Annotated in this window: 16 protein-coding genes; 8 read left to right on the top strand and 8 right to left on the bottom strand. The window is 72.1% G+C overall.

Annotated features, from left to right (window positions below; all coding sequences use genetic code 11):
* Positions 1 to 22: 22 nt before the first annotated feature.
* Both JUB10_RS13225 and JUB10_RS13230 read left to right on the top strand, forming a co-directional pair.
* The gene (locus tag JUB10_RS13225; protein ID WP_207457465.1) at positions 23 to 493 is read left to right on the top strand and encodes a hypothetical protein; all 471 of its coding nucleotides are present in this window, start codon (positions 23 to 25) and stop codon (positions 491 to 493) included.
* A gap of 10 nt (positions 494 to 503) precedes the next feature.
* Positions 504 to 1,637, top strand: coding sequence for a glycoside hydrolase family 3 N-terminal domain-containing protein (locus JUB10_RS13230; RefSeq protein WP_207457467.1), 1,134 nt, complete (start codon positions 504 to 506; stop codon positions 1,635 to 1,637).
* A 65-nt stretch (positions 1,638 to 1,702) separates the two neighbouring features.
* On the opposite strand, the gene JUB10_RS13235 is transcribed toward JUB10_RS13230, so the two are convergent.
* Genes JUB10_RS13235 through JUB10_RS13260 form a run of 6 tightly spaced genes read right to left on the bottom strand, consistent with a single transcriptional unit; the run spans position 1,703 to position 8,307 of the window.
* Positions 1,703 to 2,599, bottom strand: coding sequence for an alpha/beta fold hydrolase (locus JUB10_RS13235; RefSeq protein ID WP_207457469.1), 897 nt, complete (start codon positions 2,597 to 2,599; stop codon positions 1,703 to 1,705).
* Positions 2,596 to 3,756 carry a winged helix DNA-binding domain-containing protein gene (locus JUB10_RS13240; protein WP_207457471.1) on the bottom strand — a complete coding sequence of 387 codons (1,161 nt, stop codon included), beginning with the start codon at positions 3,754 to 3,756 and terminating at the stop codon, positions 2,596 to 2,598. The genes JUB10_RS13235 and JUB10_RS13240 overlap by 4 nt, the downstream gene beginning before the upstream one ends.
* A 35-nt stretch (positions 3,757 to 3,791) precedes the next feature.
* Positions 3,792 to 5,612, bottom strand: coding sequence for a glycoside hydrolase family 15 protein (locus tag JUB10_RS13245; RefSeq protein ID WP_207457473.1), 1,821 nt, complete (start codon positions 5,610 to 5,612; stop codon positions 3,792 to 3,794).
* Positions 5,613 to 5,653: 41 nt separating this feature from the next.
* A complete protein-coding gene (locus JUB10_RS13250) occupies positions 5,654 to 6,463 on the bottom strand; it encodes a siderophore-interacting protein (protein WP_207457475.1) in 810 nt (269 codons plus the stop codon).
* A 54-nt stretch (positions 6,464 to 6,517) separates the two neighbouring features.
* Positions 6,518 to 7,588 carry an App1 family protein gene (locus JUB10_RS13255; RefSeq protein ID WP_242682630.1) on the bottom strand — a complete coding sequence of 357 codons (1,071 nt, stop codon included), beginning with the start codon at positions 7,586 to 7,588 and terminating at the stop codon, positions 6,518 to 6,520.
* Complete coding sequence (locus tag JUB10_RS13260; RefSeq protein WP_207457476.1) at positions 7,585 to 8,307, bottom strand: SOS response-associated peptidase; 723 nt, start codon at positions 8,305 to 8,307, stop codon at positions 7,585 to 7,587. Before JUB10_RS13260 ends, JUB10_RS13255 begins: the two co-directional genes overlap by 4 nt.
* A 201-nt stretch (positions 8,308 to 8,508) precedes the next feature.
* On the opposite strand from JUB10_RS13260, the gene JUB10_RS13265 reads away from it, so the two are divergent.
* From JUB10_RS13265 to JUB10_RS13285, 5 genes are all read left to right on the top strand, one after another.
* The gene (locus JUB10_RS13265) at positions 8,509 to 9,150 is read left to right on the top strand and encodes a TetR/AcrR family transcriptional regulator (RefSeq protein WP_207457478.1); all 642 of its coding nucleotides are present in this window, start codon (positions 8,509 to 8,511) and stop codon (positions 9,148 to 9,150) included.
* A gap of 127 nt (positions 9,151 to 9,277) precedes the next feature.
* Positions 9,278 to 10,150 carry an ABC transporter ATP-binding protein gene (locus JUB10_RS13270; RefSeq protein WP_207457480.1) on the top strand — a complete coding sequence of 291 codons (873 nt, stop codon included), beginning with the start codon at positions 9,278 to 9,280 and terminating at the stop codon, positions 10,148 to 10,150.
* Positions 10,147 to 10,833: an ABC transporter permease gene (locus tag JUB10_RS13275; protein WP_207457482.1), complete on the top strand. Its 687-nt coding sequence runs from the start codon at positions 10,147 to 10,149 to the stop codon at positions 10,831 to 10,833. Before JUB10_RS13270 ends, JUB10_RS13275 begins: the two co-directional genes overlap by 4 nt.
* Positions 10,830 to 11,492 carry an ABC transporter permease gene (locus JUB10_RS13280; protein ID WP_207457484.1) on the top strand — a complete coding sequence of 221 codons (663 nt, stop codon included), beginning with the start codon at positions 10,830 to 10,832 and terminating at the stop codon, positions 11,490 to 11,492. The genes JUB10_RS13275 and JUB10_RS13280 overlap by 4 nt, the downstream gene beginning before the upstream one ends.
* A 68-nt stretch (positions 11,493 to 11,560) precedes the next feature.
* Positions 11,561 to 12,493 carry an ABC transporter substrate-binding protein gene (locus JUB10_RS13285; RefSeq protein ID WP_207457486.1) on the top strand — a complete coding sequence of 311 codons (933 nt, stop codon included), beginning with the start codon at positions 11,561 to 11,563 and terminating at the stop codon, positions 12,491 to 12,493.
* A gap of 101 nt (positions 12,494 to 12,594) precedes the next feature.
* Here the strand turns inward: JUB10_RS13285 and JUB10_RS13290 are convergent, their stop codons facing one another.
* Both JUB10_RS13290 and JUB10_RS13295 read right to left on the bottom strand, forming a co-directional pair.
* Positions 12,595 to 13,263 carry a DedA family protein gene (locus JUB10_RS13290; RefSeq protein WP_207457488.1) on the bottom strand — a complete coding sequence of 223 codons (669 nt, stop codon included), beginning with the start codon at positions 13,261 to 13,263 and terminating at the stop codon, positions 12,595 to 12,597.
* Between the two features lie 85 nt (positions 13,264 to 13,348).
* Positions 13,349 to 13,615 (bottom strand): hypothetical protein, encoded by a 267-nt coding sequence (locus JUB10_RS13295; RefSeq protein ID WP_207457490.1) that lies wholly within the window; start codon positions 13,613 to 13,615, stop codon positions 13,349 to 13,351.
* Positions 13,616 to 13,746: 131 nt separating this feature from the next.
* Here JUB10_RS13295 and leuS point away from each other — a divergent pair, with 131 nt between their 5' ends.
* Entirely contained in the window at positions 13,747 to 16,296 is a 2,550-nt protein-coding gene (leuS, locus tag JUB10_RS13300; protein WP_207457492.1) for a leucine--tRNA ligase, read from the top strand.
* Positions 16,297 to 16,341: the final 45 nt, after the last annotated feature.

Here is a 16,341-nt window from a genome sequence, read left to right on the forward strand (position 1 = left end):
TCGCCGGCAGTACCGTTGCGCCATGCCGGGTCTCGAGATCCCCGCACGGATCGCCGAGGTGCTTCCGGGCACCTGGCGGCTCTGTGCCACCGACTACGCGCGCTGGCTCCAGGGCGAGCGGCGCGAGGCGACGTTCGAGTGGGAACTCGTCAGCGCCGATCCCGTCGTGCTCGACGGGCGCGGCACGCACATCGGCGAGGACGGCAAGCGCGTCGACGCCAGGGCCACCCTCGCCTGGCGGGAGGACCGCTTCGTCTGGCGAGGCCGCGGCGTGCTCGCCCTCGTCCGTGGCACGGTCGAGGTGACGGGCGTGAGCGCCGGCGGCGACGTGGCGGTGCTGCGCTTCGATCGCACTCTCCTCGGTCCCGAGGTGCTGCTCGTGCTCGCCCGCGCCGACGCGGAGGTGGGCCGCGCCCGCTCCGAGGTCGCGCTCGCCGACGGATGCCTCGGGCTCGAGCCCGAGGAATTTGCGCGCCTGGCCTGGTTCGACTGAACTGGGGCGGATGCTCCATCCGCTCCGCGTGCTCTCCCTTCTGCTCGTGATCCTCGTGATCGCGGGCTGCGCGGGCGCGGCGCCGACGCTGTCGCGCGCGACCCGCACGGAGCTCCCGCCGCCGCCCGACCCGTTCGTGCTCGCGGCCGAGCGGCGGCTCGCAGCGATGACGCTCGAGGAGAAGGTCGCGAGCCTGCTCATGCTGCACGCGCCGGGAACGGACGCCGCGGCGATCTCCTCCTATGTCGGCACGCACCGCCCCGGCGGCCTCATCGTCATGCGCGACAACGTGCCGCCGGACGACGAGGCGCGGCTCGCCGAGGTCACCGCGGCGATGCAGCTCGATCCCGCGCTGCCCCTCCTCGTCGGGATCGATCAGGAGGGCGGCCCGGTGCGCCGCGTCACGATCGATCCGACGCCCGGCGCCCGTGCGCTGCGCGATCAGGACGCCGGCGCGACCAGGGACGCCTTCGCCACGCGCGCGGCGCTGCTGACCTCCCTCGGCGTCAACACCAACTTCGGGATCGTCGCCGACGTCACCGGGGAAAGGTCCTCGTTCATCTGGTCGCGCACCCTCGGCGACACCGCGGAGCTCGCCTCGCCGCGGGTCGTGGCCGCGCTCGAGGGCGAGGAGCCGGTGCTCTCGGCGATCAAGCACTTCCCCGGGCACGGGGTCACCCCGGCCGACAGCCACGAGACGGTCCCCGGCACGCCGATGGGCTACGACCAGTGGCGTGCGGAGGTCGCGGGTCCCTTCGAGGCGGGAATCGGCGCCGGCGCAGAGCTCGTCATGATGGGCCACCTCCGCTACGAGGCCGTCGACCCGCAGCCGGCGTCGCTCTCGCCCGAGTGGCACCGCGTCCTGCGCGAGGAGCTCGGCTTCGACGGGATCATCGTGACCGACGACCTCCGGATGCTCGAGGACTCACGCGACCCGCAGTACGCCTCGACGTCCGAGAACGCGATCCGCGCGCTCGCCGCCGGCGCGACGCTCGTGCTCTACATCGGGCCCGCCGACCCTGGCGCGCTCATCGCCGACCTCGCGGCCGCCGTCCGGAACGGGCGTCTCTCCGAGCAGCAGATCGACGACGCGGCGCGCCGGCTGCTCGTCGAGCGGCTCCGGCTCGCGCCCCCGGCGGCCTAGCCGCCGAGCCCGAGCAGCCGAGCCGCGCGGCCTAGCCGCCGCCCCCGAGCAGCCGCCCCGGCGGCCTAGCCGCCGAGCCCGAGCAGCCGGGCCGTGGTGGCCGGCTGCTCCACATGGGCGAAGTGCCCGGCACCGGGCAGGGTGAGATGCACCGAGCCCGGCACGATCCCGCCGAGCTCCCGCCTGTCCTCCTCGAGCACGAACAAGTCGCGCTCACCCGAGACGGCGACGACGGGGCAGCGGATGCCACGCCACAGGGTGCGCGCGGGGTAGCGCCGGACGGCCGCCGCCGCCAGGGCGAACGACCGCGGCCGGATGTCGCGGGCCAGCGCGTCGACGGCCGAGCGGTCGATCCGGCCCCCGTGGGCGAAGAGCGGCCGCATCAGCACCTTCAGCACGCCGAGCCGCGCGAGGCCGCGGGCGATGGGGTGAGCCGCCGCGCCGAGCAGCGCCCCCACGCGCATCACCTGCAGCAGTGCGGTGAAGGCGCCGGAGGTGCCGAACCGGCGCAGCGGGCGCTCGATGCCGTCGAGCACCGACAGGGTCGTGGCGCTGACGAGAGCGGCCGAGCGCACGGCATCCGGCCGCGTCGCGGCGAGGTGTAGCGCCACGAACCCGCCGAGCGAGTGCCCGACGACGCGCCAGGTGCGGACTCCGGATGCCTCGAGCGCCTCGGCGACGGCGGCGCTCAGCGCCTCCACCGTGGGCGGCGACGGCAGCGGGCTGTCGCCCCAGCCTGGCAGGTCGAGGAGCACGACGTCGGGAGCGTCGATCGCGGTGAGCAGCGGGGTCCAGGTGGTCCAGGCGCCCGCCGCGCCGTGGAGCAGCACGATCGCGTCGCGGCCGCGCCCCCGCCGACGGAGCACGACGTCGCCGAAGCGGGTCGGCACCCGTCTCGTGCGGAGCCCGAGCGCCGCGGCATCCGTCGTGAGCGGGAACGGGAAGTAGGGCTCCGCGCTCACGCCTCCGGCACCGTGACCTCGCCCGGCGCGAGCCCGAGGTGCCGGGCGTAGCGCGCGGCCTCCCGCGTCGCGGCCCGCAGAATGCGCTGCGACGGCGGCCGCCCGAGAGGCGTGAGCTCCACGTCGACGGCGCCGCGGCGCACGCGGCGTCGCCAGAGCCCCTCGACGTGTCCGCCGACCGAGAGCGTGGGCTGGAAGACGCCGTTGCTGCCGGGCACGACGAGCGCGAGGCCGCCCTCGTCGAGCGACGCGGACCGGTCGCGGTAGCCGAGCAGCAGCTCGTCGAAGCCGGGCAGCAGCCGCACCTCGGCTTCTGCGGCCACGGGCTGCCAGCCGGCCGGCACGAGGTGGTCGCGTCCGTCGATCGCCGCCGTGTCGACGGCGTCGCCCGCGACCGCGATACCGGTCTTCACGTCGGCCGCGGTGAGACCCGACCAGTGCGCGAGGTCCTGTCGTGTGGCCGGCCCGTGCGAGAGCACGTACCGGCGCACGAGCTCGCCGAGGGCGTCGTCCCGTTCCCGCTCGGGGACGGGCGCGATGCGCTCTTCGAGCAGGGCGAACGTCTGGGCAGCGCCCTCGGGCGGGCCGGAGACGAGCGTTCCCGTCTGCGAGAGCATCCAGAGCAGGTGGTAGAGCCGCTGCCCGCCGGTGGTGACGCTGCCCGCCTCGAAGCGGTCGCCGAGCTCCTCGCGGCGCAGGGCGCGGCCGCCCTCCAGGGCGTCCGTCGCGAGCTCCCGGGCGCGCTCGATCGTCGCGTCGTCGAGCTCGAGCGCCCGCCGCCGGGCCGCAGCCCCGGCGACGAGCCGCTCGGTCGTCAGCGACAGCAGCCAGCGCAGGTCCTCCGGCGCGACCAGGTGCAGGGTGCCGCGCATGGGCCACGAGCGCACGATCTCACTGCGCGCGAGGGCGGCCTCGACGTCGGCCGCGGTCGGGGTGCCCGCCGCGCGCAGGGCGACCGACCAGAGCGACCCGGCGTAGTCCTGCGCCTGCATCGCGAGCATGTGGCGCACGACGGCGGCGGGCTCGGCGAGGGGCTCGCCGGCGAGTTTCTGCGCGGCGAGACGCGCGGCGGCGATGGCACGCCGGTCGGCCAGGGCGCGCCCGTCGGTCCGGGCGCGTCCGTCGTGCAGGGCGTGCCCGTCGGCAGGGGTGGTCACGGCTTCAGTATCGCGACGCCCGGCGACATCCGCCCTCAGGCGTCCGACGGAGCGGTGTCGCGCGTCGGCGCGTGCTCGCCCTGGCGCGCCGCTTCCAACGCGTCGACCGCCCGCACGAGGGCGAGGTGGCTGAGCGCCTGCGGGGTGTTGCCCGCCTGCCGCCCCTCCGCGACCGCGTACTCCTCGCTCAGCAGGCCGAGGTCGGTCGCGAGGCCCGCGAGCCGGTCGAGCAGCGCGCGGGCGTCGTCGAGCCGGCCGGACCGGGCGTACTGCTCCGCCAGCCAGAACGAGCAGGTGAGGAACGGATGCTCGCCGCCCGCGAGCCCGTCGACGCCCTCCTCCGTGCGATAGCGCTCGAGCAGCCCGTCGCGCATGAGCTCCTTCTCGATCGCGGCCACCGTGCCGAGCATCCGCGGGTCGTCGGCGTCGACGAAGCCGACGGCCGACAGCTGCAGCAGCGAGGCATCCGTCGTGCCGCTGCCGTAGTACTGCGTGTAGGAGTTCAGCTCCGGGTCCCAGCCCTCGCGCTCGATCTCGTCGCGGAGCGTGTCGCGCAGCCCCTCCCACTGCTCGACGGGGCCGTCGAGCCCGTGCTCGCGCACGCCGCGGATCGCACAGTCGAACGCGGCCCAGAGCATGACCCGGGAGTGCGTGAAGTGCCGCTGCGGACCGCGCACCTCCCAGATGCCGTTGTCGGGCCGCTGCCAGTTCTCCGACACGTAGTGAAGCAGTGCCCGCTGCAGCGGCCACGAGAACGACGTCTCCGTCAGCCCCGCCTCGCGGGCGCGCTGCAGGGCGATCATCACCTCGCCGAAGACGTCGCCCTGGTACTGGGTGAAGGCCCCGTTGCCGATCCGCACGGGGGTCGACCCCTCGTAGCCCGGCAGCGACGACACCTCCCACTCGACGAGCCGGCGCTCGCCTGCGAGTCCGTACATGATCTGCACGTCGGAGGGGTCGCCGGCGATCGCCCGGAGCAGCCACTGGCGCCAGTTCTGCGCCTCCTCGACGTAGCCGTGCTCCAGCAGCACCTCGAGCGTGAGCGAGGCGTCGCGCAGCCAGACGTAGCGGTAGTCCCAGTTGCGCTCACCGCCGAAGTCCTCCGGCAGGCTCGTCGTCGCCGCGGCGACGATGCCGCCGGTCTCCTCGTGGGTCAGCGCCCGCAGCACGAGCATCGAGCGCCGCACGAGCGCGGAGTAGGGGCCGTCCCCGGTCTTCGCACCGGCGATCCAGTCCTGCCACCACCGCACCGTGCGCTCGAGGCGCTCGTCTACCGGCAACGGGCGCGGGGCCTTGCGGTGCGAGGGGTACCAGGTGAGCACGGTGTCGACGGTCTCGCCCTCCGCGACGTCGAACTCGGCGACGTGCGCGTGCCCGGCGGCGTGCAGCCGCGGGCCGCGCACCACCACGGCGTTCGGCCCGGCCGCGGCGAGGAGGGCGTGCACCTCGCGGTCGGGCACCTGCCGCACCCAGGGGATGGTCTCCGCGTAGTCGAAGCGCAGCCGCAGGTCCTGCCGCATCCGGACAGTGCCGCGGATGCCGCGCACGCGCCGCACGACGTCCGCCCGCCCGTCCCGCAGCGGCATGAAGTCGACGACCTCCGCGACGCCGGTCGCCGTGGTCCAGCGCGTCACGAGCACGAACGTGTCCTCGATGTAGGAGCGCTCGGCCGTGGCATCCGGATCGACGGGAGAGACGAGCCAGCGGCCGGAGTCCTCGTCGCCGAGGATCGCGGCGAAGATCGACTCGGAGTCGAACCGGGGGAGACAGAACCAGTCGATCGACCCGTCGATGCCGACGAGCGCACCCGTGTGGCAGTCGCCGATCAGGGCGTAGTCCTCGATGCGCAGCGCCATGTTCCAGTTCTACCGGTCGCCGTCCGGGAGAACGTGGGGAGTCAGTCCATCGGGTCGAACGGATCGAGCGGAGCGTGGTGGTCGAGGGCGACGACGCCGATGCGCCAGTAGCCGTCGACCACGACCTGCTCCTTCGGCAGCCCCAGCTGGCGGCGCAGGTAGCGGCGCACCGGCACGAGGCCGCCGGCCTCACCGGCGAGCCAGACGAACGTGTCCTCGTCGAACGCGAGCGACCGCACCGCGGTCTCGATGCCGGTCGGCCCCTTCGTCGTCGCCGGCACCCAGTGCACCCGCGCGCGCTCGACGAGCTCCGGCTCGAGGTAGGCGCGGTCGGCCTCGTCCTCGAGTTCCACGAGCGCGAGGATCTCGACGTCGGCGGGCAGCAGCTCGATCCAGCGCGCGAGCGCCGGGAGGGCCGACGCGTCGGAGCCGAGCACGACCCTGGTCATCCCGGTCGGCGGCAGGTGCGAGCCCCGGGGGCCGCCGACGACGAGCTCGTCGCCCGGTTCCGCCCGCAGCGCCCACGCGGTGGCGGGGCCCTCGCCGCCGTGCACGGCGAAGTCGATCTCGAGCCGGTCGGCGGTGTGCCGGCGCGGGGTGTAGTCGCGGGTCACGACGCCCTCCGGGCGCTGACGGATGCCGTCGGGCCCGACCGTCGGTGTGCGGATGATCCCGTCCGGGCCGGGGAAGAAGGCCTTGACGTGATCCGCGGGACCGAGCGACCGGAACGAGGCGAGATCGTCGCCGGCCAGCGTCACCCGAACGAAGCCGGGCGTGACGCGATCGGCGGCGGCGACGGTGAGCCGCCGCATCGCGAGTTCGTGGCGCACGGTCTGACCGGGAGTGATCACACTTCTCCTAGGACTTCGAGGATCGGGGCACGAGGGAGCGGGGACGCGGGAGCCTCAGGACGTCTCGGAGGGCCGGTTGCCGAGCAGCCCCAGCTCCTCGAGCTGGTCGCTGAGCCCTGCGCCGTCCGGCGCGTAGATCCAGGGGATGTTCGACGTGCGGGACTGCTCCTCGCCGCGGCTGCGGCCACCGGCGAGGACGGCCTCGCTCGTGGACAGCTGACGGATCGCGACCGCGACGACGTTCTGGGGGTGGCTGCGGACGAAGGCGCCGTAGAGCTCCTCGTCGTGCTGGCCGTCGTCGCCGACGAGCAGCCAGCGCATCTCCGGGAACTCCTGGGCGATCCGCTCGAGCGTCTCCTTCTTGTGCAGCTTGCCGCTGCGGAAGATGCGGTCGTGCGTGGGACCCCAGTCGGTCAGCAGCAGCGGGCCGGCGGGGTAGAGATTCCGGCCGAGGAAGCGGGAGAGGGTGGGAGCGACGTTCCACGCCCCGGTCGAGAGGTAGATCACGGGCGTGCCGTCGTGCTCCCGGGTGAGGCGCTCGTAGAGCACCGCCATTCCCGCGACCGCGCGCCGGGCGTGCTCGTCGAGCACGAAGGTGTTCCACGCCGCGAGGAACGGACGGGGGAGCGCGGTCACCATCACGGTGTCGTCGATGTCGGAGATGACCCCGAAATCGACCGCCGGATCGGTCACGACGACCTTCGCCAGCACCCAGTCCGACTCGTCGGTGCGCACGTGGATCTCGTGCCAGCCGGGCGAGAGGTCCGCCTCGAGGCGGGCGTCGACGACGCCGCCGCGGTCGGCGCGCACCGTGTGCTCGGCGTCGCCGATGCGCACGATGACGTCGACGTCGTTGACGGGCACGCTCGTGAAGCTGCGCCAGCCCCGGATGTTCTCGTAGCGGCTGCGCTCGCTCTTGGCCGGCTCGGGCTTGGTCAGCAGCACGCGGGCGAGTACGCGCACCCACCCCGGCGCTCCGTAGCCGGTGTAGGGGATCACCGTCGAGGTGAGACCGCGGCGTCGGGCGCGCTTCTCACGGAACTCGTGGAACGCGTCCTCCATCCTGGCCGCGCGGTGCATGAGTTCGGTCTCGGCGGCGGCGACGCCGGTCTTGCCTCGGTTCATCGGGCTCCGATGGGGTCGGCGAGTTCGGGGGAGTCGTTGCGCACGTTGCCCACGTCGGGGCCGACCTCGTGGTGGACGGCGCGCTCGGCGACCTCCGTCGCGGCCTCGCTGACGGCCTCGACGAGGTCCTCGGTGGCCTCCTCGTGCGGGTCGAGCCACTCGCCGGCGAACTCGGCCGAGAGCAGCACCGGCATCCGGTCGTGGATCTCGGCGAGCGGGCCGGTCGCCTGGCGCGTCAGCACCGATGCGGACAGCAGCCACGGCGAGGCGCCGGGGGCCGGGCGGGGGTCGCGCCACCAGGAGTACACGGCCGCGAAGAGCATGAGCTCGCCCTCGGGCAGCTGCACGAAGTGCGGGGCCTTGCGCCCGTCGCCCGTCGTCCACTCGTAGTAGCCGGAGGCCGGAACGAACGCGCGCCGCTTGGCGACCGCCTCCGCGAAGAGCCGGTTCGTCGTGACCGTCTCCGCGCGGGCGTTGATCATCGGCGGTCCGGCGACGCTCTCGGCCCACGCGGGCACGAGGCCCCAGCGGGCGCTCTCGAGCCGGCGCACCGGCTCGCCGTCGGGATCGTCGCGGGGCAGCGTGTCGATGACGACGTTGATCCGATCGGTCGGAGCGATGTTCCACGACGGCTCGGCGAGCGACTCACCGGCGACGTCCACGTCGAACAGAGCCACGAGGTCGCTCGTCGCCCTGGCGACCACGAAGCGTCCGCACATGCGCTCCATTCTGTCAGGTGGGCGCTCGGCCCGACGCGAGGCGGGGCCAGAGGCGGGCCGAACGTCCTCTTGCCTCCGGACCGAACGATCCCGAGGATTGCTCCGAACCATCCCGGTGAAATCGTGACCCGTCGTGCCTGAAGCCCCCAGGAAGGGGGCGCTAGCATGACGCACCGAAAGGGATGAGTGAGGAGATCTGAGATGGCGACCCCTTCCGGACAGACTCCGGCCGACCTGCGGATCGCGCCGGTGCAGGCCCGCAGCGCCGCCCGGCTCGACGAACTCCTCGATGCGGCCGCCGGTGTCATCGACGAGGTCGGCTACGAGCGCCTGACGACCGCGATGGTCGCCTCCCGCGCCGGAGCGTCGATCGGCACCGTCTACCGCTACTTCCCCGACCGCATCGCCGTGCTGCAGGCCCTCGCCCGCCGGCACCTCGAGCGGGTCGCCGACCGCGTGGGCGAGACGGTGCGCGACGACGAGCACAGCACCTGGTGGGACGCCTACGAGGCGGTCCTCGACGTCTTCATCGACGCGTATCGCAACGAGCCCGGCTTCCGCAGCCTTCGCTTCGGCGACGGGCTCGACGTGCGCCCGCCCGCCGAGGTCGCCAACAACGAGCGGATCGCGGCGGTGCTGACCGACGCCCTGCACGATCGGTTCGGCGGCGGCGACGACGACGAGGTGCGCTACGCCGTGCGCGTCTCGGTCGAGATCGCCGACGCCCTCGTCAGCCGCGCGTTCGCGGCTCATTCGACGGGCGACGAGCGCCTGATCTCGAGCGCCCGGGACATCCTGAAGGCGCACCTCAGCCTCACCTACGGCGAGCCGGTGCCCGCCTGAACCCCCGGCGGCGTGTCCACAAGAAGCAGGATGACGAACGATCTTGTGACCGGCTCCGAATGCTGCTTGTGTGTTGCCCGACCGGCAGGTCCCGACCCGCGGAACGACCGCGAGGAATGAGCCGACCATGATCGAGTTCCGATCCGTCACCAAGCGGTACCCGGACGGGACGCAGGCGGTCGAGGAGTTCAGTCTCGTGCTGCCGTCGCACAAGACGACCGTGCTCGTGGGCTCGTCGGGTTCGGGCAAGACGACCCTGCTCCGGATGATCAACCGCATGGTCGAGCCGACCTCGGGCACGATCGAGATCGACGGGGAGGACATCTCGGGCATCCCGCCCGTGGGCCTGCGCCGCCGCATCGGCTACGTCATGCAGAACTCCGGGCTGCTGCCGCACCGCAAGGTCATCGACAACGTCGCGACGGTGCCGTTGCTGACCGGGGTGAAGAAGAAGGACGCGTACGCGCGCGCCCTCGAGCTGCTCGACACCGTCGGGCTCGACCGGTCACTCGCCGACCGCTACCCGAGCCAGCTGTCGGGCGGCCAGCAGCAGCGCGTCGGCGTCGCCCGCGGACTCGCGGTCGACCCGAACATCCTGCTGATGGACGAGCCGTTCGGCGCCGTGGACCCGATCGTCCGCGCCGACCTGCAGCGCGAACTGCACCGCCTGCAGTCCGAACTCGGCAAGACCGTCGTCTTCGTCACCCACGACATCGACGAGGCCCTCCTGCTCGGCGACCAGATCTGCATCCTCGAGCGCGGCGGTCGCGTCGCCCAGGTCGGCACCCCCGAGCAGATCCTCACGAACCCCGCGAGCGACTTCGTCGCGAGCTTCATCGGGGCGGACCGCGGCAAGCGCGCCCTCAGCATCCGCTCGACCCCGGAGGGCGACGTCGTCGTCGACTCCGACGGTCGGCCGGCGGGTGTCCTTACGGGACAAACAAAGGCCACGCCGTTCCGCGGCGTGGGTGCTCCGGCGCAGGGTGAGCGAGCGTCGTGACGTGGCTCTGGTCGAACCTCGACCTGATCCTCGCCCTGACGCTCGATCACGTGCGGCTCAGCATCCCGCCGATCCTGCTCGGCTTCCTCGTCGCGCTGCCGCTCGGCTGGGTCGCGCACCGCTTCCGCTGGGGGCGTGAGCTGCTGCTGACGCTCGTCGGGCTGCTGTACACGATCCCGTCGCTCGCGCTGCTCGTGCTGCTGCCGGCCGCGGTGGGCATCAGCGCCCTCAGCGAGACGAACCTCCTCGTCACGCTCACCATCTACGCCGTCGCGCTCATGGTGCGCTCCGTCTGCGAGGGTCTCGACTCCGTCGACCCGGACGTGAGGCAGGCCGCCACCGCGATGGGCTACTCGCCCTGGCGCCGGTTCTGGCAGGTCGAGTTCCCCCTCGCCGGTCCGGTCATGCTCGCGGGGCTGCGCGTCGTCGCGGTCAGCACCGTGAGCCTCGTCACCGTCGGCATCCTCGTCGGGGTGCAGAGCCTCGGCTACCTCTTCACCAACGGCTTCCAGCGCAACATCCCGGTCGAGATCCTCTCGGGCATCGTCATGACCGTCGTCGTCGCGCTGCTGCTCGACGCCGCGCTCGTGCTCGCCGGTCGGCTGCTCATGCCGTGGACCCGTGGCACGGCGACGTCGAAGGTCTCGCTCCGGCGGCAGGCCAGAGAGGTGGCGGTCTCGTGAACCTCTTCGCCGAGGCGATCGCGTCGATCCTGAGCGGCCCCGTCAGTGAGACGGTCGGCCAGCGGCTGACGCAGCACCTCTTCCTCACCCTCCTCTCGGTCGCGATCGCCGCCGCCATCGCGATCCCGCTCGGCTGGCTCATCGGCCACACCGGACGCGGCCGCGAACTGGCCGTCGGGCTCTCCGGCGCCGCACGGGCCCTGCCGACGCTCGGGCTGCTGTTCTTCGTCGCGTTGCTCGCCGGGCGCTCGCTCGCGGTCGGGCTCCTCGTCTTCGTGGTGCTCGCCATCCCGCCGATCCTCGCCGGCGCCTACTCAGGGCTCGAGGCCGTCGATCGGCGCACCGTCGACGCCGGACGTGCCATGGGGATGACCGAGTGGCAGATCCTCATGAAGGTGGAGGTGCCGCTCGGGCTGCCGCTGCTGCTCGGTGGCATCCGCAGTGCCGCGCTTCAGGTCGTCGCGACCGCGACGCTCGCGGCGTTCATCGGCCTCGGGGGACTCGGTGGCTACATCCAGGCTGGGCTCGCGCTTCGTGACTTCCCCCAGATGCTCGCAGGCGCGTTGCTCGTGACCGCGCTGGCCCTCGTGCTCGAGGGCGTGTTCGCGCTCCTGCAGCACCTCGCCGTGCCGCGAGGGGTCGCGGCGAGCCGCACCTAGACGTCCGCTCCGGCGGTCGGCCGGGCGCGGTGGCGGAAACCTCCGCCGACTCAGAAGAAGGAATGATCATGATCACAGCAAGGAACAAGGGCCGGTTCGCGCTCGCCGCGGCCGCGGTCGGGGTGTCATTGGCCCTGTCAGGGTGCGGCTCGAGCGATCCGCTCGCCAGCGGTTCGGGCGGCTCCGGAGGCGGCGACGACGAGACCATCGTCATCGGCTCGCAGGCGTACTACTCGAACGAGATCATCGCCGAGATCTACGCCCAAGCCCTCGAGAACGCCGGCCTCACGGTCGAGCGTCAGTTCAACATCGGCCAGCGCAAGGCATATCTCCCGGAGGTCGAGTCGGGTGCGATCGACCTGTTCCCGGAGTACACCGGCAACCTGCTGCAGGAGGGTTTCGACCCCGACACGACTGCCCGGACCTCCGAGGACGTTTACGCCGCCCTGCAGGAGGCGCTCCCGGACAACCTGACGGTGCTCGACCAGGCCGAAGCGACCGACCAGGACTCGTACGTCGTCACCACGGATTTCGCCGAGGCGAACGGATTGACGTCCATCGGCGACCTCGCCTCCGTGCCCGACCTCGCGATCGCCGGCAACTCGGAGTTGAAGGCGCGCGCCTACGGTGAGATCGGGCTCCGCGACGTCTACGGCGTGACCGTCGCCGAGTGGATCGCGATCGAGGACTCGGGCGGACCGCTCACGATCGAGGCGCTCGTGAACGGCGACGCCGATGTGGCGAACATCTACACCGGCAGCCCCGCCATCGCGACGAACGACCTTGTCGCACTCGACGATCCCGAGGGACTCTTCCTCGCCTCCCACGTCGTGCCGCTCGTGAACGAGGAGATCGCCGGTGACGTCGAGGACGTCATCAACGAGGTGCAGGCCGCGCTGACGGCGGAGGACCTCGTCGCCCTCAACGCGCTGAGCGTCGACGAGGAGCAGTCCGCCGACCAGATCGCGTCGGACTGGCTCTCGGAGAAGGGGCTCGTCTGACCCGCTGACGGATGCCTGGGCGCCCGCCTCTTCCTGGGAAGGGGCGGGCGTCTCGCGTTCGCGGCGCCGCCTCGGCGACGCCGCCCGCGGCATACCGGCCCCTACCCCTCCGCGTTCTCGTCCTCGTGCATGTGCCGGCGCTCGAGGCGCTGCAGCAGCTTCTTGCCGCCGAGCACGAGCACCGAGAAGGCCACGAGGATCGCGACGAACACGTAGCCGGCGCCGTGGATCCGGTCCGACAGTTCCCGGTAGGTGCCGGCGGCGAGGGAGCCGACGCCGACGTAGAGCGCCGCCCAGAGCACGCACGCCGGGGCGGTCCACGACAGGAACCGGCGGTACGACATCGGGCTCATCCCCACCGTGAGCGGCACGAGGGAGTGCAGCACGGGCAGGAACCGCGAGACGAACACGGCGATGCCGCCGCGTCGCGCGAGGTAGCGCTCCGCCCTCGCCCAGTTGCGCTCGCCGATGCGGGCGCCGAGACGCGACGCCCTGATGCGGGGGCCGAACACGCGCCCGAGCCAGAAGCCGATGCTCTCGCCGACGAGCGCGCCGAGCACGACCGCGATCGCGAGCGCGATCGCCTCCACCGGGTCGACGAGCGGATTCACGACCGCGGTCGAGGCGACGATGACGACCGTGTCGCCCGGCACGACGAGCCCGACGAGGATCGAGGTCTCGAGCATGATCGCGAGTCCGGCGAGCACGGTCCGGAGCACGGGATCGACGCTCTGCACCGCCTGCAGGATCGCGTCGAGCACGTCGTTCATCTCGCTCGAAGCATAGGGACGCGACCTGGTGTTCCGCCTCCGCCGACGGATGTATCCGGGCGGCGTTCAGGCAGGGCGGCGAGCGTCAGAGGTGACGCTCGCCCTGGTCGTCCGCCGCGCGGTGTCTCCCGGCCGGCGCTGCGGTGCCGGACTGGGTCTCGTCCATCGGTTCCGCGGCGTCGCGCTCCGCGGCATCCGGAACCGCGGCGTGCCTGCCGCCGGTGCGCAGCAGGCGCTCGTCCGGACGCAGCGCATCCGTCGGCTCGGTGCCGCCGCGCCGTCGCGAGGCCGCGACGATCGCGCCGATGCCCGCGAGCACGACTCCGTAGACCACGGCCAGCCTCAGTCTCATGCTCGAGGTGTAGCACCGCCGCCTGAGCGATCGGGGGAACGTGCGATGTTTCGAGCGCGTTAAGTACGCTGTTCCCCGGCGCCGCGACATCTCGCCGCCATCCCCATCCCCGAACACCGCTGGACGCTGCCATGACTGACGTAGAGACCCGCGAGCAGGAGACGTACGACTTCGCCCGCATCCAGGAGAAGTGGCAGAAGCGCTGGGAGGAGGAGGGGACCTTCCAGGTCGACCCCTCCGACCGCCGCCCCCGCAAGTACGTGCTCGACATGTTCCCGTACCCCTCGGGCGACCTGCACATGGGTCACGCCGAGGCCTTCGCGTTCGGCGACATCGTCGCCCGCTACTGGCGCCAGCAGGGCTTCAACGTGCTGCACCCCATCGGCTGGGACTCCTTCGGCCTGCCCGCCGAGAACGCGGCGATCAAGCGCGGCGTCGACCCGCGCGAGTGGACCTACGCGAACATCGACCAGCAGAAGACGAGCTTCAAGCGCTACGGCGCGAGCTTCGACTGGACGCGCGAGCTGCACACCTCGGACCCCGAGTACTACAAGTGGAACCAGTGGCTGTTCCTCAAGATGTACGAGAAGGGCCTCGCGTACCGGAAGGACAGCTGGGTCAACTGGGACCCGGTGGACCAGACCGTGCTCGCCAACGAGCAGGTGCTGCCCGACGGCACGTCCGAGCGCTCCGGCGCCATGGTCGTCAAGAAGAAGCTGACGCAGTGGTACTTCAAGATCACCGACTACGCCGACCGGCTGCTCGATGACCTGAACCAGCTCGAGGGCCGCTGGCCCTCGAAGGTGCTCGCGATGCAGCGCAACTGGATCGGCCGCTCGACCGGTGCCGACGTCGACTTCGAGATCGAGGGCCGCAGCGAGAAGGTCACCGTCTTCACGACGCGTCCCGACACCCTCTACGGCGTCACGTTCATGGTCGTCGCGCCCGACAGCGACCTCGCGGCGGAGCTCGTCGCGGGCTCGTCCGCCGAGGTGCGGATGCGCTTCCAGGACTACCTCGAGCAGGTTCAGCGCACGACCGAGATCGAGCGCCAGGACGCGTCGCGGCCGAAGACCGGCATCCCGCTCGACCGGTACGCGATCAACCCCGCCAACGGCGAGCGCATCCCGATCTGGGCGGCCGACTACGTGCTCGCCGACTACGGTCACGGCGCCGTCATGGCCGTGCCCGCGCACGACCAGCGCGACCTCGACTTCGCCCGGACGTTCGGTCTGCCGATCCGCGTCGTCGTCGACACGCTGGCCCCGGTCACCGGTGCCATCAGCCTCGCCGACATCGAGAACGGCGTCGACGAGACCGACACGATCGACCCCGCCGTGACGGGCGTCGCCCTGACCGGCGACGGGCGCCTCGTGAACTCCGGACCGCTCGACGGGCTGAGCAAGCAGAACGCCATCCGCCGCATCATCGAGCAGCTCGAGGCGGCAGGGACCGGCCGCGCCGCGAAGACCTACCGCCTGCGCGACTGGCTGATCAGCCGGCAGCGGTTCTGGGGCACGCCGATCCCGATCATCCACGGCGAGGACGGCAGCCTGCACCCCGTGCCGGAGGACCAGCTGCCCGTCGTGCTGCCGCGCACCGAGGGTCTCGACCTCAAGCCCAAGGGCCAGTCGCCGCTCGCCGCGGCGACCGACTGGGTGACCGTCGAGAACCCCGTCGACGGCAGCCCCGCGCGCCGCGACCCCGACACGATGGACACGTTCGTCGACAGCTCGTGGTACTTCCTGCGCTTCCTGTCCGCGAACGACGACTCCCAGGCGTTCGACCCCGAGGAGGCCGACCGCTGGGCCCCCGTCGACCAGTACGTCGGCGGTGTCGAGCACGCGATCCTGCACCTGCTTTACGCCCGCTTCGTCACCAAGGTGCTGTTCGACCTCGGCTACATCAACTTCACCGAGCCGTTCAGCGCCGTGCTCAACCAGGGCATGGTGCTGATGGACGGCGAGAAGATGTCCAAGTCGCGCGGCAACCTCGTCGAGTTCGCGAGCGAGCTGACGTCGTACGGCGCTGATGCGCTGCGCCTGACGATGGCCTTCGCCGGTCCGCCGGAGGACGACATCGACTGGGCGGACGTCTCGCCGGCCGGTGCCTCGAAGTTCCTCGCCCGTGCCTGGCGGCTCTCCGGCGACGTGACGAGCCCGGTCGACGTCGACTGGAAGACCGGCGACGCGGCCCTGCGTCGTGCGACCCACCGCTTCCTGCAGGACGCTCCCGGCCTCACCGAGGCGTTCAAGTTCAACGTCGTGGTCGCCCGCCTCATGGAGCTCGTCAACACGACCCGCAAGGCAGTCGACTCCGGAGTGGGGCCGGCGGATGCCGCGGTGCGCGAGGCCACCGAGGCGATCGCCCTCGTGCTGAGCCTCTTCGCGCCGCACGTCGCGGAGGAGATGTGGGAGCGGCTCGGGTACACCGACTCCATCTCGTCGCACGGCTGGCGCAAGGCCAACCCGAAGCTCCTCGTCGAGTCGCAGGTCACCGCGATCGTGCAGGTCGACGGCAAGGTGCGCGACCGCGTCGACGTGGCGCCGACGATCTCGCCCGAGGACCTCGAGGCCCTCGCCCGCTCCTCGGAGGCCGTGAAGCGCGCGATCGGCGACCGCCAGGTCGTCAACGTGATCGTGCGCGCGCCGCGGGTCGTCAACATCGCGACCAAGGGCTGATCCGCCCACAGCACAACCTGCCCGCCCGGTCGGCGGGGCGGGGGC

It is taken from the genome of Desertivibrio insolitus (genome assembly GCF_017355965.1).
Classification (GTDB): Bacteria; Actinomycetota; Actinomycetes; order Actinomycetales; family Microbacteriaceae; genus JAFIQW01.